This is a genomic window from Amycolatopsis sp. FBCC-B4732, from assembly GCF_023008405.1.
GTDB classification, from domain to species: Bacteria; Actinomycetota; Actinomycetes; order Mycobacteriales; family Pseudonocardiaceae; genus Amycolatopsis; species Amycolatopsis pretoriensis_A.
In genome coordinates this window covers 501,204-517,500 of record NZ_CP095376.1, presented here as the reverse complement: position 1 = coordinate 517,500, position 16,297 = coordinate 501,204, and the positions used below count along the sequence as shown (strand labels likewise).

Genomic DNA, 16,297 nt, shown 5'->3' with positions numbered 1-16,297 from the left:
CTCCGCGGCTACGGCGACAGCAAGATCAGCGGGACCACCGCCACCAAGACCGGCCTCGACGTCTTCGCCAACGACCTCGTCGAGCTGGCCGACCACCTCGGGCTGGACCGCTTCGTGCTCGGCGGCCTCTCCATGGGCGGGCAGATCGTCATGCAGCTGGTCGAGGACCACCCCGACCGGGTCGAGGCCCTCCTCTTGGCCGACACCTTCGCCGGCCTCGACACCCCCGAGGCCAAGCAGGCGCGCATCGACACCGCCGCGAGGATCCTCGAAGAGGGGATGGCCGGCTACGCCGACGAGCTCCTCCCCAAGATGATCTCGAAGCGGACCCGCGCGACCAGGCCGGACGTCGAAGCGCACGTCCGGCGGATGATGCGCGACGCTCCCGCGGGAGGAGCCGCGGCCCGCGCTGCGCGGACGTGCCGAGCGCCCCGACTACACGCCGACGCTCACCCATATAGGAGTCCCCACCCTGGTCGTCGTCGGCAGCGAGGACGAGTTCACCCCCGTCGCCGACGCCGAGCTCATCCACCGGGAGGTGGCGGGTTCGACCCTGGTGGTGATCGAAGGCGCGGGCCACCTGCCTAACCTGGAGCGCGAGACCGAGTTCGACGACGCCCTCAGTGCGTTCCTGACCGGAAAAAGGTTCACCCCATGACCCAGCAGACCGTGTTCGTGACCGGCGCGAGCGCCGGCTTCGGTGCCGCCATCGCGCGCCGGTTCGTCGCCGAGGGCGCCCGCGTGATCGCCGTCGCCCGCAGCGGGGACAAGCTCGAGAAGCTCGCCGGCGAGCTCGGCGACGCCGTCCTGCCGGTGACCCTCGACGTGAGCGACCCCGAGGCCGTGAAGGCCGTCGTCGAGCACCTCCCGGAGGACTGGCGGGAGATCGACGTCCTGGTCAACAACGCCGGCCTGGCGAAGGGCCTCGAGCCCGCCCACCAGGCCCACCTCGAGGACTGGGACCAGATGATCGCGACCAACGTCCGCGGCCTCACGCACGTCACCCGCGCGGTGCTGCCCGGGATGGTCGAGCGCGGCCGCGGCCACGTGATCAACATCGGCTCGATCGCCGGCACCTACCCCTACCCCGGAGGCAACGTCTACGGCGCGACCAAGGCGTTCGTCCACCAGTTCAGCCTCAACCTGCGCAGCGACCTGCACGGCACCGGCGTCCGCGTGACGAACGTCGAGCCCGGCATGGTCGGCGGCACGGACTTCTCGAAGGTTCGCTTCGACGGCGACGCGGCCAAGGCCGACAAGGTGTACGAGGGCACCACGCCGCTGACCGCGGAGGACGTCGCCGAGTCGGTGTACTGGGCCGCCGCCCAGCCGGAGCACGTGAACATCAACGTCATCGAGCTGATGCCGGTGGTGCAGAGCTTCTCCGCGCTGCAGATCTACCGGGACGCCTGAAACAGGGCGAAGAGCGCCTGCTGCTCCGGGTCCGACCCGGTCAGCAGGCGCTTGGTCCGCGGCCGCCCGCCGGTCGACGGGTACGTCAGTACCAGCTCGCCGATGCCCGCGAGCTGGTCCAGCAGCTCCCGGACCGACAGGTTCATGCCCGCCCGGTCCGCCTCGCGGCGCATCAGGTGGGTCACCGTCGCCGCCAGCACCGACACCAGGCCGTGGGCCGCGATCCGCGCGCGCGTCCACTCCCAGCGCGGGGTCGGGCCGGTGAGCGCGGGCCCGGTCAGCCAGCGGAACGTCGACTCCAGGTGGGTGCGGGCGCGGTAGGCCGTGACGACGTCGCCGACCGGCCAGTCCCGGTCGGTGACCAGTACCTGCTTGCCGAAGAACTCGTCGTCCAGCCGGGCCACCGCGGCGGAATCGATCCGCCGTTCGACCCGTATCTCGCCGGGCCGGGTGCCGGTGAGCACGGCGGTGAGGACGCGTTCGATGCGCCGGCCGCGCGTGACCCGGCCGATTTCCGCGTGCACCTGCGCGCGGTCGCCGCGGTGCGTGCCGGCGGCCAGCGCCGCGGCCAGGCCGTCCAGCTCGCGGGTGGTGGTGGCCAGCTCGTCGGCGAACGCCCGGGACTGGGCCGCGTGCAGGGTCGCCGAGTGGGTCAGGATCACCCGGCGGCGGACACCGTCGACCACCGCGTGCGTGTCCAGCGCGGTGAGCCCGGCGAACCGCTCGGGGTCGACGCGCTTGCGGGCGGACGCGGGCTGCGTCAGCAGCTCCGGGTGGTCGGTCAGCGGCAGCGAGCCGACGAACCCGCTGCGGGAACCGAGGTCGAGCTGCGCGGCCTGCCCGGCGTGGAAGACCAGCGTCGCCGGGCCCAGCTCGGCGGTCAGCGCGGCGAACGTCGGGGCGTTGTCGCGGCGGTACAGCCGCGAGGCCAGCGGGATGGCGCCGTCGCGGGTGACGCGCAGCCCGACGCCGGCGAGCACCTCCCGGCAGGCCGAGGGCAGCGTGCAGTCCGCGGGGGCGAACACGGCGAACCGCGGGACGTCGACGGCGAGGGCCTCGTGGTCGTCGAGCGTCTCGAGGACGGCGGTGGAAACGGTCTCCTCGATGCCCGCGATCCGCTCCGGGGTCAGGCGTTCCAGCGCCCGCCACAGACCATCCACTGTGGACAGCCGAACCAGGTCCGCGGCCGGGCTCGCCGCCCACCACTGCCCGATCGGCGTCGCGGGCGCGGTCGCGCGGTGCAGCACCGCGACCGCGAGGCTCAGCCCCAGCGAGGGTTTCGACCGCACGACGTCGTCGACGCGGCGGACGAAGTCCAGCCGGGACAGCGTCGCCCACACCGCCGCGACGTCGCCGTACGTCCGGTGGGAAGCCGCGGCCGGTTCACCGCCCGGGACGGCCCGGGCGATCTCGTCGGCCGTGCCGAGGTAGCGCTGGGTGACCACCCGGGGCTTGCCGTCGACGCGGGCGGACTCCGCCAGGTAGTAGTACGTCCGGCCGCCGATCTTCTTGCCGACCACAGATGCCACCCTTTAGGTAATACACCTCCGGCCGGTGATCGACAACCCGCCCGGCGCGCTGACCTGCGACGACGATCACGTCCGTCTCCCACCCCAGCCAGGTGCGGAACGCACACTGGCTGGTCGCGCGAGGACGGTCCTAGCGTAAGTGGAATGGGACCCGAACCCGACGCCACCACCCCGACCGCCTCCGCGATGCGCCGCGCGCTCGCCCGGGCGCGTGACGGGAAGACACTCGACGTAGCCGAGGCGGCCGTCCTGCTGCACGCCCGCGGCGAAGACCTGGGGAAGCTTTCCGAGTACGCGTCGCGCATCCGTGACGCCGGCCTGGCCGAAGCCGGGCGCGCCGGCATCATCACCTACAGCCGCAAGGTGTTCATCCCGCTGACCCGGCTGTGCCGCGACCGCTGCGGCTACTGCACGTTCGTCACGGTGCCGGGCCGGCTCGAATCGCCGTTCCTCTCGCCCGACGAGGTTCTCGACATCGCCCGCAAGGGCGCGGAGATGGGCTGCAAGGAGGCCCTCTTCACCCTCGGCGACCGCCCCGAGGACCGCTGGAAGGCCGCCCGCGACTGGCTGGACGCGCACGGCTACGACGACACGCTCAGCTACGTCCGCGCGATGGCCATCCGCGTCCTCGAAGAGACCGGCCTGCTGCCGCACCTCAACCCGGGTGTGCTGACCTGGCAGGACTTCCAGCGGCTCAAGCCGGTCGCGCCGTCGATGGGCATGATGCTCGAGACGACCGCGACCCGGCTGTGGAGCGAGAAGGGCGGCCCGCACTACGGCTCCCCGGACAAGGATCCGGCCGTCCGGCTGCGGGTGCTCGAAGACGCCGGGCGCAGCAGCGTCCCGTTCACCACCGGTGTCCTCATCGGCATCGGAGAGACGTTCGAGGAGCGCGCGGACGCGCTGTTCGAGATCCGCAAGGTCGCCAAGACCTACGGCGGCATCCAGGAAGTCATCGTGCAGAACTTCCGGGCCAAACCGGACACGAAGATGCGTGCGACCCCGGACGCCGACCTCGAAGAGCTGGCCGCGAACATCGCGGTCGCGCGGCTGGTGCTCGGCCCGAAGATGCGCATCCAGGCGCCGCCGAACCTGATCGGCAGCCAGTACGACCTGATGATCCGCGCCGGCATCGACGACTGGGGCGGCGTCTCGCCGCTGACCCCGGACCACGTCAACCCGGAACGCGCGTGGCCGCAGATCGACGAGCTCGCCCGGCGCACCGAGAAGGCCGGCTTCGAGCTCAAGGAACGGCTCACCATCTACCCGGAGTACGTCAAGGCCGGCGAGCCGTGGCTGGACCCGCGGATCACGCGGCACGTCGCCGCGCTCGTCGACTACGAGACCGGGATGGCCCGCGAAGGCGCCATGCCGGTCGGCATCCCGTGGCAGGAGCCGGACGGCGGCTGGCAGGAGTCCGGGCGCACCGACCTGCACACCGAGATCGACACCACCGGCCGCACCGAAGACCGCCGCAGCGACTTCGACTCCGTCTACGGGGACTGGAAGGAGATCGGCGACCGGATCAAGACCGGGCCGCAGAAGTTCGACTCCACCGTCCTGGAAGCCTTGCGCAGCGCGGAAAAGGACCCGGCCGGGCTCTCCGACGACGCCGCGCTCGCGCTGCTGTCGGCCGAAGGCAAGGAACTGGACGCGTTCACGAAGCTCGCCGACGACCTGCGGCGGGAGACGGTCGGTGACGACGTCACCTTCGTCGTCACGCGGAACATCAACTTCACGAACGTCTGCTACACGGGCTGCCGCTTCTGCGCCTTCGCCCAGCGTCGCACCGACGCCGACGCGTACACGCTCTCGCTGGAGCAGGTCGGCGACCGCGTCGACGAGGCGTGGGCCGCGGGCGCGACCGAGATCTGCATGCAGGGCGGCATCCACCCGGACCTGCCCGGCACCGCGTACTTCGACCTCGCGGCCGAGGTCAAGCGCCGTCAGCCGGACATCCACCTGCACTCCTACAGCCCGATGGAGGTCGTGAACGGCGCTTCGCGGACCAACCTGTCCCTTCGCGACTGGCTGATCGCGGCGAAGGAGTCCGGCGTGGACTCGCTGCCGGGCACGGCGGCGGAGATCCTCGACGACGACGTCCGCTGGGTGCTCACCAAGGGCAAGCTGCCGACGTCGGAGTGGATCAAGGTCGTCACGACCGCGCACGAAGTCGGGCTGCCGACGACGTCGACGATGATGTACGGCCACGTCGACACGCCGGCGCACTGGGTCGCGCACCTCAAGCTCCTCGCGCGGCTGCAGCGCGAAGGCCTGGAGAAGCACGGCAAGCGCGGGTTCAGCGAGTTCGTGCTGCTGCCGTTCATCCACCAGAGCTCGCCGATCTACCTCGCCGGGCTGGCCCGCCCGGGCGCGACGCAGAACGAGAACCGGGCGGTGCACGCACTGTCCCGGCTGCTGCTGCACGGCATGATCGACAACATCCAGAGCTCCTGGGTGAAGCTCGGCACCGAGGGCAGCCGCGCGGTGCTGCAGGGCGGCGTCAACGACATCGGCGGCACGCTGATGGAGGAGACGATCAGCCGGATGGCCGGCGCGTCGAACGGTTCGTACAAGACGATCAGCGACATGCGCGAGCTGGTCGAACCACTGGGCCGCCCGCTGGTGCAGCGCACCACGGGCTACGGCCGCCCCTCGGCCGAGCGGCTCGCCGCGGCGGAGGCTTCGGACGGGGTGGCGACGGCGGTGCGCAAGCCGCTGCTGCCGCTGCTGACCCCGTGAGGTAGCCCCCGGACGTCATGAACGACCCTTTCACGTCGCCGGACGCGGTGAAAGGGTCGTTCATGACGTCCCGCGCCACCCGCTAGTCTTTCGGCGCATGGGGGTTTCTCGCATCGTGCCGCTTTTCGTCCTCGCGCTCCTGGCCGGCTGCGCCAGTCCGCCGCCGCCCGCTCCGGTGCCCACAGTGACGCCGAGCCCGAGCCCGACGTACGCGCCGCCGCCGTCGAGCGGGCTGTCCCTTTCGGTCGGACCGGTCGAAGCCGGGCTGGGGCACCGCGCGAGCGTGCTGACGCTGACCAACCGGGACACCGCGCCGCGGAAGGTCACCGGCTACCCGGACCTGCAGGTGCTGGCGGGTGACGGAACGGCCCTGGACGTCAAGGTCGAGCACGGCACTTCGTACTTCGCGCGCGACCTCGGGCCGCAGGACCTGACCGTCCAACCGGGCGCGAAGGTGGTGGCCGTGCTCGCCTGGTCGGCCACCGTCACTTCCGGCGACACGCGCACGGGCGCGGCGATCTCGGTGGTCCCGGTCCCTGGCGAACCTGAGCAAAAGCAGCCCCTCGACACCGATCTGGGCACCACGGACACCGTCACGCTCAGTTCGTGGGCCACCGAAATCGGCGGCTGATGACCTTGTGTCACCGCTCACAAACCCCCGGGTGACCGCCTGGGATCTGTGCTAACTCTTTCCTTCACGACCAGGGCAAGCACCGAAGCTTCACCTGCCGGAAGGACTTCGATGAGCACCTCCGTGGACACACTGGGCATGGTCGACACCGAGCGCTACCCCCTCACCGAGCCGGGAAGCGCCGCCTGGCGGGAAATCGTCGAGCGCACGCGCGCGGACCTGGCCGAGGCCGGCTGCAGCGTGCTGGCCGACTTCGTCCGGCCGGAACTGCGGGAAGTCCTGCGCACCGAGTGCGCCGAACTCGAACCGCACGCGTACACGAAGATCGAAAAGGTCAACGCCTACAACACCGCGATCGGCGAACCGCTGCCGGCGGACCACCCCGGCCGGACGATCATGGAACGCGGCAACGCCTTCGTCGCCCGTGACCGGATCCCCGCGTCGTCGATCATCGACCGGCTCTACACCAGCCCGCTGTTCCAGCGGTTCGTCGCCGACTGCTTCGGCCTGCCGGAACTGCACGAGCTGGCCGACCCGCTGGCCGGGCTGACGCTCAACGTGATCGCGCCCGGCCGCGCGCACCCGTGGCACTTCGACACGAACGCCTACACCGTCAGCATGCTGACGCAGGTTCCGGACGCGGGCGGCACCTTCGAGTTCTGCCCGGACATCCGGTCCACCGTCGACGAAAACTTCCCCGCGGTGCGGGCGGTCCTGGCCGGTGACACCCGCCTGGTGCGGCGGCTGGAGCTCCGCCCGGGCGACCTCCAATTGTTCAAAGGGCGCTTCGCCTTGCACCGGGTCAGTACGGTGGAGGGCGCGATCGCGCGGCATTCCGCGATCTTCGCCTACAGCGAGCGACCGGGGGTGATCGGCAGCGCGGAGCGGACCAGGCAGCTGTTCGGCCGGATCCTGCCCGCGCACGTCACCGGGAGCACCGTTCGCGGCGACGAACTGCTCGACTAGATCAGGAGCCTGGCCCGTGCCTTTCGACTCGACCGGCAAGATCTCGTTCGACCACATCTACACCGCGCCCGACCCGCGCCCGTTCTTCGGTACGCTGCGGCGCGTCGATTACCGCATCCCCCAGCTCGCGAAGCCGTACTTCGCGAAGCTGATCGCCGAACACCCCGCGGAGCGCCCGACCGTGCTCGACGTCGGCTGCTCCTACGGCGTCAGCGCGGCGCTCCGGCGGTGTGACGCCACGATGGACGACCTCTTCGCCCACTACACCGACCCGGCCGTGACCGCGCTGGACCACGCGTCGCTGATCGAGGCGGACCGGGCCCGGATCGCCGGCGACGGCGGCGCGCGGTTCTACGGTCTCGACGCGTCGGCGCCCGCGCTCGAGTACGCGCTTTCCACCGGGTTCCTCGACGAGGCGATCCACGCCGACCTCGAGCGCGAAGACCCGGACAGCACGCAGCGGAAGCTCCTCGACGACGTCGACCTCGTGATCTCGACCGGCTGCGTCGGCTACGTCACCGAGAAGACGATCTCGCGGATCGCGCACGGCGCGCGGCCGTGGATGGCGCACTTCGTGCTGCGGATGTTCTCCTACGACCCGGTCGCCGAGAGCCTGGCCGAGCTGGGCTACGAGACCGCCGAGGTCGGCGGGGTGTTCCGGCAGCGGCGGTTCGCCTCCGCCGAGGAACAGACGCAGATCCTCGACACCCTCGACGCCGCCGGCGTCGACCCCGCCGGGCTCGAGTCCGAAGGGTGGCTCTACGCCCGGTTGTTCGTTTCCCGTCCCGAAGGCGCGGCCGCACTGGCCGCCGCGCTCGAACCCCGCGAAGAAGGATGATCGTGAGCAGTCCGGACTGGTCCACCCGCACCTTCGGCAACGAGGAGCGGCTCCCCCGCGTCCCCGTGCCCACGCTGGAGGACAGCGGCCGCCGCTTCCTCGAGTGGTGCGCCCCGCTGCTGACCCCGGACGAACTCGCGGAGACCGAAGCGGCCGTCGCGGAGTTCCTGGCGCCGGGCAGCCCGGCGCACGAGCTGCAGGCCGCGCTCGAGGAGTACGACCGGTCCCCCGGCGTGCACAGCTGGCTCGACACGTTCTGGCCGTACCGCTACCTCGGCCGTCGCGACCGGATCGCGCTCAACGCCAACTTCTTCTTCCTGTTCCAGGACTCCCCGCTGGGCCAGGTGGAGCGCGCGGCCGAGCTGACCGCGTCCGCCGTGGACTACAAGCTGAAGCTCGACGAGGAGCAGGTGCCGCCGGTGCTGCTGCGCGACACACCGCAGTCGATGGTGCAGCACAAGTACCTGTTCTCGGCGACGCGCATCCCGGGCCAGGTGCTGGACACCGCGCGCACGCCGTACCGCGAAGGCTGGGAAGGGCCTTCGCGGGAGCGGCACATCGTCGTGTTCCACCACGACACGCCGTTCCGGATGGAGGTCATCGGCGGGGACGGCCGTCCGTACTCGCCGGCGCAGCTGGCGGAAACGCTGCGGGCGATCCTCAAGGACGACCACGTGGCCGAAGTTCCTCCCGGGCACTTCACGACGAAAGCGCGTGCGGACTGGGCGGATTCGCGGACCGCGTTGCTCGACGCGGGCAACGCGGCCGCGCTGGAGACGATCGAGACCGCGTTGTTCTGCCTGTGCCTGGACGATTTCGCGCCGTCGGACACACTGGAGGCGAGTGACCGGCTGCTGTACGGCGACAACCGCTGGTACGACAAGGCCGTGTCGCTGATCGTCTTCGAGGACGGCACCGCGGGGATCAACGTCGAGCACTGCGAACTCGACGGCACCACGATCCTCGGCTTCACCGACGCGCTGCTGAGCGGTTCGCGGGCGGAGCGGGAGCCGGCTTCGGGCGTCCCCGGTTACGAGCCGGTCGACTTCACGCTGACCGACTCCCTCCGCGAAGACGCGCTGGCGGCCGGAATCGCCTTCCGCGCCTACGCGGACGCCACGGCGACGCAGACGGTGTCGTTCGGCTTCGGGGCCAACCGGGCCAAGGAGCTCGGGATGTCGCCGGACGCGTTCGCGCAGATGGCGTACCAGCTGGCGCACCGCCGCGCGAAGGGCCTGACGGGGGCGACGTACGAGTCGATCGCCACCCGGCAGTTCCGCAACGGCCGCACCGAGGCGATGCGGGTCGTCACGCCGGAGGTGGTGCGCTTCGCCGACGTTTTGACCGACCCGGCCGCGTCCGCCGAGGAGAAGCGTGCGGCGTTCCGCGCGGCGGCGGCCAAGCACGTCGCGCGTGCGAAGGAGTGCCAGGCCGGGGACGCGCCCGAGCAGCACCTGTGGGAGCTGCAGCTGATCGGGAAACGGCGCGGGGACACCTCGGAGCCGGCGCTGTACTCCTCACCGGGCTGGCTGAAGACCCGCGACGACTACCTGAGCACGAGCTCGGCGCCGTCGGTCAACATCCAGTACTTCGGGTTCGGCTCGACGAGCCCGCAGTGCATCGGCATCGCGTACGTGCTGCTGCCCGACCGCTGGAACATCTACCTGAGCACGCCGAAGCACGTGTCGGCGGAGATGCACCGCTTCGCCGACGAACTGGCGGTCGCGGTCCGGGAGCTGCAGGAGCTACTGGCCGAGTAGGCGGTGCAGCCAGGTCAGCCGGGCGGCTCGGGCCGCCCGGCTGATCGCCGCCTTCGGGGCCAACGAGTCGAAGCCGTGGAAGCCGCCCGGCGACACGTGGAGCTCGGCCTCGCCGCCCGCCTGCCAGAGGCGGGACGCGTACGCCACCACCTCGTCGCGGAACGTCTCCGCCGTGCCGACGTCCAGGAACGCCGGGGGCAGGCCGGACAGGTCCTCGGCGCGGGCCGCGGCCGCGTACGGCGGGACGTCGGCGGTGCCGCGGCGGTCGCCGAGGTAGGCCGTCCAGCCGACGTTGTTCGCCGTGCGGTCCCACAGACCGCGGCCGTCGAGGTCGATCGCCGACGGCGTGTCGTTGCGGTCGTCCAGCATCGGGCAGAGCAGCAGCTGGCCGGCCAGCGGCGGGCCGCCGCGGTCGCGGGCCAGCAGCGCCGTCGCCGCCGCGAGGCCGCCGCCCGCGCTGATGCCGCCGACGACCAACCGGCCCGGGACGTTCTCGGCGGTCCAGCGGAGTCCGGCGTAGCAGTCCTCGACCGGCGCCGGGTACGGGTGCTCCGGCGCCAGCCGGTACCCCGGCGACACGACGGTCAGGTTCGCTTCGCCCGCCCAGTCCAGCAGGTTCGGCACGTCCGAGCCGAGGTGGCTGCCCACGATCGTGCCGCCGCCGTGGACGTAGTACAGGACTCCCACGCTCGCAGCCGGCGCCAGCACCAGCAGCGGGACGTCGCCCGCGTGCTCCTCCGAGACCCGGCATGCCGGGTACGCGGCCGCCAGCTCCGCCACGGTCTTGTGCTCCACGGCGTTCAGCTCGCGGCGGCCCGGGATGTCGGCCGGCGAAGCCGGCGGCGGGCGCAGGGCCCGGAGCGCTTCGACGATCGGCGCGAGCTCCGGGTCGAACGGCGGCGGCGTCATGCCGTCGGGTCCGAGACGACGAGCACCAGCGAACCGTCGAACGTCGGCTGTTCGCGAAGCTTGCCGTAGCGGCGGTCCCAGGTGCCGTCGTCGAGGTCGTGCTGCAGTTCCGCGGCGAAGCGGTGGTGCACGCGGTCGTCGACGAAGCTCCACGCCGAGCACGACAGCCGCGCGCCCGGGTCCAGCAGCCGTTCGGGCCGCGCGTAGTAGGCCTCGTTGAAGCCGTCGGTGCAGTCGCCCGGGATGGGCACGCCGATGATCGACGTGTGCCCGCCCAGCCCGTCGGCGATGTCGTCGACCGACGGGTAGCGCCGGGCCTCGGTTTCGATCACCTCGGGCGCGTAGTCGAGCAGCCAGAACCGCCGCAGCAGGGCCGGGTCGCACGTCAGGACGGCGACCGGGCCGCGGGTCACGCGGCGCACCTCCTTCAGCCCGGCCCAGAGGTCGTTCCACTGGTGCACGCTGAACGTGCTCATCGCGCCTTCGAACGCGCGGTCCGGGAACGGCAGCTTTTCGGCGACGGCGTCCACCGCGGGCGGCAGGCCCGGCGGCCGCTGCGCGCGCATCGACGCCGACGGCTCGACCGCGGTCACTTCCCGGTCTTCCGGCTCGTACGCCCCGGCGCCCGCACCGACGTTGAGCACGGTCCGCGCGTCGCCCAGCGCGTCGAGGAGGTACTGGCCGATCCGGGGGTCCGGCTTGCGGTAATCGGTGTACACGCCACCGATCGCGCCGTAATCCGCGTCCCCTGCGCTGCCGTCGGCACGTCGCTGGCTCATGCCCAGAAACTATCAGCGCGGCCCGACGTCGGGGGCGTTGCTCCGCGGGGTGCAACCGAACGTCGGGCATCCGGCGCAGTCGTCAGTTCCTGTCGCAAACTTGCGTAAGTTCGTTCAACTATTGCGATTTCTTGTCCAGGATTCGTATGATCCCGGTCACAGGGGTCCCCACCTGCTGCGGAAAGGCCAGTGCCGCCCATGTCCCTCAGCTCTGTCTTCAGCGCGCCCAAAAGTGCTTTCACAGCGCGGTACGGCGCGCTAGCCGCCGCCGTGATCGCCGCCGCCGGGCTTACCATCGCCGCCGCACCCGCGGAAAGCACGGCGCTCGCCGCCGGCCGCGGTGCCACCGTTCCCTTCCTCGAACAGGAAGCCGAAACCGCCGCGACGAACGGGTCGGTCATCGGCCCGAGCCGCGCCGCCGGCACGCTCGCCGGCGAAGCGTCCGGCCGGAAGGCGGTCACGCTCTCCGGCCAGGGCCAGTACGTCGAGTTCACGCTCACCGCGCCGGCCAATTCGATCGATTTCCGCTACAGCATCCCGGATGCCGCGAACGGGACGATCTCGCTCTACGTCGGCGGCACCCACAACCGGGACATCGCGCTGACGTCGAAGTGGGCCTGGTACTACGGCTCCTACCCGTTCACCAACAACCCGGGTGACGGGCACGCGCACCACTTCTACGACGAAACCCGCGCGCTGCTCGGCACGTCGTACCCGGCCGGCACCAAGATCAAGCTGCAGGTCGACGCGGGCGACGTCACCCCGGCGACGATCGACCTCGCGGACTTCGAACAAGTCGGCGCCGCGGCGGCGCGGCCGGCGAACTCGGTGTCCGTCACCGATTACGGCGCCACCGCGGGCGACACGAGCGACGACGCCGGCGCGTTCGACTCCGCCGTGGCCGCGGCGAAGGGCCAGGGCAAGGAGGTCTGGATCCCGGCCGGCACCTTCACCCTCGGCCACCACATCACCGTCGACCAGGTGACGATCCGCGGCGCCGGGCCGTGGTACTCGGTGCTCACCGGCCCGCGCGCCGGCATCTTCGGCAAGGGCGAACCGGCGAGCTGCGGGACGTCGACCTACCCCGGCAACGCGGCCGTGCCCGGTACGAGCAGCGCCGTGAAGCTGTCCGACTTCGCGATCATCGGCCAGGTCGACGCCCGCGTCGACTGCGACCAGTCCAACGCCGTCGGCGGCGCGCTGGGCGGCGGCTCGGTCGTGCAGAACCTGTGGCTGCAGCACACGAAGGTCGGGCTGTGGCTGGACGGCCCGTTCGACGGGCTCACCGTGTCCGGCAACCGGATCCTCGACCAGACCGCCGACGGGCTGAACCTGCACCAGGGCATCAGCAACGTGACCGTGACGAACAACTTCCTGCGCAACACCGGCGACGACGGCCTCGCGATGTGGTCCGAGCACGACGCCGACCACCACAACACGTTCTCCTTCAACACCGTGCTGCTGCCGATCCTCGCCAACAACATCGCGATCTACGGCGGGCACGACAACACCGTGTCCGACAACGTGGTGGCGGACAACCAGGACCAGGGCGGCGGCCTCCACATCGCCAACCGGTTCAGCGCGATGCCGCTCTCGGGGACGACGACGGTCGCGCGCAACACCGCGATCCGCACCGGCGTGCTCGACTCGAACTGGCAGTTCGGCGTGGGCGCGCTGTGGTTCGACGGCCGCGACTCGGCCATCACCGGCCGCGTCGACGTCACCGACCTCGACCTGCAGGACAACAACTACGAGGCCATCCAGTTCATCGACAGCGCCACCACCGACGTGCACTTCACGAACGTCCGGATCACCGGGGCCGGCACGTTCGCCTGGCAGATCCAGGCCAAGCCGGCCGGGTCGGTGAAGAACGTCGTCGCGACCGGGGTCGGCCGGGCCGGCGTCTACAACTGCATGGGCCCGGACGCGATGGCGGGCCTGGCCGACCAGGGCGGGAACTCCGGCTGGGCGACGACGTTCTGCGGCTCGTGGCCGACGCCGGTGTACGGCTCGGACAACGGCGGCACGACGACCACCCCGCCGCCGACCACGACCCCGCCGACCACCACCACGACGCCGACCCAGCCGGGCGGGAACCTGGCACTGCACAAGAGCGTCACCGCTTCCGGCTCGCAGGGCGGCTTCCCGCCGGCCAACGCCGTCGACGGCGACGCGAACTCCTACTGGGAGAGCGCGAACAACGCGTTCCCGCAGACGCTGACCGTCGACTTCGGTGCCACCGTCGGCGTTTCGCGGCTGGTGCTGAAGCTGCCGCCGTCCTCGGCGTGGGGCACGCGCACGCAGACGATCTCGGTCGACGGCGTCAAGGCCGCCGCGGGCTACACGTTCAACCCCGCCTCGGGCAACACCGCGACCATCACCTTCCCGGCGACGTCGGCGCGCACCCTGCGCCTGACCTTCACCGGCAACACCGGCTGGCCCGCCGGGCAGCTGTCCGAACTCGAAGCCTATTCGTCCTGAGAGGTGCTGACGATGTCCCGCATTCCGGCTCTCCTCGCCGTGGCGCTCGCCGCGTCCGGCCTGACCGTGCTTTCCGGCGCCACCCCCGCCGCCGCGGCCACCTGCCCGACGACCGCTTCCGGCGGCGCGAGCGTGCCGTTCCGGACCGTCGAAGCCGAGTGTTCGGCGACGAACGGCTCGGCGGTCGGCCCCGACTACACCCAAGGCAGCATCGCCTCGGAAGCCTCCGGGCGGCAGGCCGTGCGCATCACGACCGGCCAGTACGTCGAATTCACGCTGCCCGCGGCGGCCAACGCGATCAACGTCCACTACAACCTGCCCGACGGTTCGTCCGGCCGGCTTTCCGTGTCGGTCAACGGGTCCAAGCTCGCGCTGCCGGTGACTTCGCGCTACACCTATGTGGACACCGGCTTCATCACGGGCTCGAAGACGCACCACTTCTTCGACGACGCCCGCGTGCTGCTCGGGCAGAACCTGGCGGCGGGCGCGAAGGTCCGGGTGCAGGCCGACTCCGGTGACGTCGGGCAGGCCACCATCGACCTCGCCGACTTCGAGCAGGTCGGCGGCGCGGGCACGAAGCCGTCCGCCGCGCTGTCGGTGATCGACTACGGCGCCACGGCGAACGACTCGTCGGACGACTCACAGGCGTTCCGCAACGGTTTGGCCGCGGCGCGCTCGCAGAGTAAGGAGCTGTGGATTCCGCAGGGCCGGTTCGAGATCGGCTCGGCGCTGCAGATCGACCAGACCACCGTCCGCGGCGCGGGCCCGTGGTACACGGTGTTGCACGGCAACAACATCTTCAACAACGGCAGCGCGTCCGGCAACATCAAGCTGTACGACTTCGCGGTCTTCGGTGACGTGACCGAGCGCAACGACGGCAGCCCGGACAACGCGTTCCACGGCGTCCTCGGGAACGGCTCGGTCGTCAGCGGGCTGTGGATCCAGGACACCAAGTGCGGGCTGTGGCTGATGAACGGCGCGTCCTCGAACCTCACCATCGAGAACAACCGCATCCTCGACACCCAGGCCGACGGCGTGAACTTCGACGGCGCCGTCACGAACTCGACGTTGCGCAACAACTACCTGCGCAACAACGGTGACGACGGCCTCGCGCTGTGGTCCAACGGCCAGGCCGACTCGGGCAACTCGCTGCTGAACAACACCGTCGTGCAGCCGAACCTGGCCAACGGCATCGCGTTGTACGGCGGCTCGAACAACACGGTGAGCGGCAACCTCGTCCAGGACACCAACGCGCTCGGCGGCGGCTACCTGGTCGCGAACCGGTTCAACTCGGTGCCGCTCGGCGGCACGGTGACGCTGTCGGCAAACACCGCGCTGCGGGCCGGGGCGCTCGACCCGAACTGGCAGTTCGGCGTCGGCGCGCTGTGGTTCGACGCGCGGGACCAGGCGATCACCGGCGTGACGATCCGGGTCACCGGGTTCACCGCGATCCAGAGCCCGTACGAGGCGATCCAGTTCATCGACGGCAACGGGCAGGGCAAGCAGATCCAGGGCATCACGATCGACGGCGTCTCGGTGCAGGGCGCCGGCACGTTCGTGGCGCAGTCGCAGACGCAGGGGTCGGTGTCGATCAGCAACCTCAGCGCGTCCGGCGTCGGCGTGACCGGGACGTACAACTGCCCCTACCCGGCGTCGATCCCGAAGATGACCTTCGGCGGGTCCGGCAACAGCGGCTGGACCGGCACCTGGAGCGACTGCTCGACCTGGCCCGCGCCGAACTCGGGCCCGCCGCAGCCGCCGCAGTCCGGTACGAACATCGCGAAGGGCAAGGCGATCAGCGCGTCGGCGTCGCAGGGCGGGTTCCCGCCGTCGAACGCCAACGACGGCATCACCGGCAGCTACTGGGAGAGCGCGAACAACGCGTTCCCGCAGACGCTGACGGTGGACCTGGGCGCCGCGGCGTCGATCGACAAAGTGACGCTTCGCCTGCCGCCGTCGTCGGCGTGGGGCGCGCGGACGGAGACGGTGACGATCTCCGGCAGCACCGACGGCGGCTCGTACACAACGCTGGTGGGTTCGCGCGGCTACGCGTTCGACCCGGCTTCCGGCAACACGGCGTCGGCCTCCTTCACGGCGACGTCGCAGCGGTTCGTGCGGCTGACGTTCACCGGCAACACCGGCTGGCCCGCGGGTCAGGTGGCCGAATTCGAGGTGGCCGCCGCCTAGTGTGACGAAACGGCACGGCGGCTCGACGGTTCCGCACGGAACCGCCGGGCCGCCGGCCGGTC

General features: G+C 71.0%; 11 protein-coding genes and 1 pseudogene (1 of these 12 running past the window's edge). 9 read left to right on the top strand and 3 right to left on the bottom strand.

Annotated elements, in window-relative coordinates:
• Window positions 1-658: pseudogene (locus MUY14_RS02025) on the top strand (alpha/beta fold hydrolase); it begins 141 nt to the left of the window's first position.
• Window positions 655-1,413 carry an SDR family oxidoreductase gene (locus MUY14_RS02020; protein ID WP_247020197.1) on the top strand — a complete coding sequence of 253 codons (759 nt, stop codon included), beginning with the start codon at window positions 655-657 and terminating at the stop codon, window positions 1,411-1,413. The pseudogene MUY14_RS02025 and the gene MUY14_RS02020 overlap by 4 nt, the downstream one beginning before the upstream one ends.
• Here the strand turns inward: MUY14_RS02020 and MUY14_RS02015 are convergent.
• Window positions 1,398-2,933 carry a transposase gene (locus MUY14_RS02015; RefSeq protein WP_247025031.1) on the bottom strand — a complete coding sequence of 512 codons (1,536 nt, stop codon included), beginning with the start codon at window positions 2,931-2,933 and terminating at the stop codon, window positions 1,398-1,400. The two genes, MUY14_RS02020 and MUY14_RS02015, sit on opposite strands and share 16 nt — an antisense overlap.
• A gap of 153 nt (window positions 2,934-3,086) precedes the next feature.
• On the opposite strand from MUY14_RS02015, the gene MUY14_RS02010 reads away from it, so the two are divergent.
• The 5 genes from MUY14_RS02010 to MUY14_RS01990 all read left to right on the top strand — a co-directional run bounded on the left by MUY14_RS02010 (window position 3,087) and on the right by MUY14_RS01990 (window position 9,879).
• On the top strand, window positions 3,087-5,684 hold the full coding sequence (locus MUY14_RS02010) for a bifunctional FO biosynthesis protein CofGH (protein WP_281506241.1): 2,598 nt from the start codon (window positions 3,087-3,089) through the stop codon (window positions 5,682-5,684).
• A 97-nt stretch (window positions 5,685-5,781) separates the two neighbouring features.
• A complete protein-coding gene (locus MUY14_RS02005) occupies window positions 5,782-6,315 on the top strand; it encodes a DUF4232 domain-containing protein (protein ID WP_247020195.1) in 534 nt (177 codons plus the stop codon).
• 111 nt (window positions 6,316-6,426) lie between these two features.
• On the top strand, window positions 6,427-7,281 hold the full coding sequence (locus MUY14_RS02000; protein ID WP_247020193.1) for an arpA protein: 855 nt from the start codon (window positions 6,427-6,429) through the stop codon (window positions 7,279-7,281).
• Between the two features lie 16 nt (window positions 7,282-7,297).
• Complete coding sequence (locus MUY14_RS01995; RefSeq protein WP_247020191.1) at window positions 7,298-8,119, top strand: class I SAM-dependent methyltransferase; 822 nt, start codon at window positions 7,298-7,300, stop codon at window positions 8,117-8,119.
• Window positions 8,116-9,879: a choline/carnitine O-acyltransferase gene (locus tag MUY14_RS01990; protein ID WP_247020189.1), complete on the top strand. Its 1,764-nt coding sequence runs from the start codon at window positions 8,116-8,118 to the stop codon at window positions 9,877-9,879. The genes MUY14_RS01995 and MUY14_RS01990 overlap by 4 nt, the downstream gene beginning before the upstream one ends.
• On the opposite strand, the gene MUY14_RS01985 is transcribed toward MUY14_RS01990, so the two are convergent.
• Together MUY14_RS01985 and MUY14_RS01980 are read right to left on the bottom strand one after the other, a co-directional pair.
• A complete protein-coding gene (locus MUY14_RS01985; RefSeq protein WP_247020187.1) occupies window positions 9,865-10,788 on the bottom strand; it encodes an alpha/beta hydrolase in 924 nt (307 codons plus the stop codon). The two genes, MUY14_RS01990 and MUY14_RS01985, sit on opposite strands and share 15 nt — an antisense overlap.
• Window positions 10,785-11,567: a class I SAM-dependent methyltransferase gene (locus MUY14_RS01980; protein ID WP_247020185.1), complete on the bottom strand. Its 783-nt coding sequence runs from the start codon at window positions 11,565-11,567 to the stop codon at window positions 10,785-10,787. The genes MUY14_RS01985 and MUY14_RS01980 overlap by 4 nt, the downstream gene beginning before the upstream one ends.
• A gap of 198 nt (window positions 11,568-11,765) precedes the next feature.
• On the opposite strand from MUY14_RS01980, the gene MUY14_RS01975 reads away from it, so the two are divergent.
• Window positions 11,766-14,048: a discoidin domain-containing protein gene (locus MUY14_RS01975; protein WP_247020183.1), complete on the top strand. Its 2,283-nt coding sequence runs from the start codon at window positions 11,766-11,768 to the stop codon at window positions 14,046-14,048.
• A 12-nt stretch (window positions 14,049-14,060) separates the two neighbouring features.
• Window positions 14,061-16,235 (top strand): discoidin domain-containing protein, encoded by a 2,175-nt coding sequence (locus tag MUY14_RS01970; RefSeq protein ID WP_247020181.1) that lies wholly within the window; start codon window positions 14,061-14,063, stop codon window positions 16,233-16,235.
• Window positions 16,236-16,297: the final 62 nt, after the last annotated feature.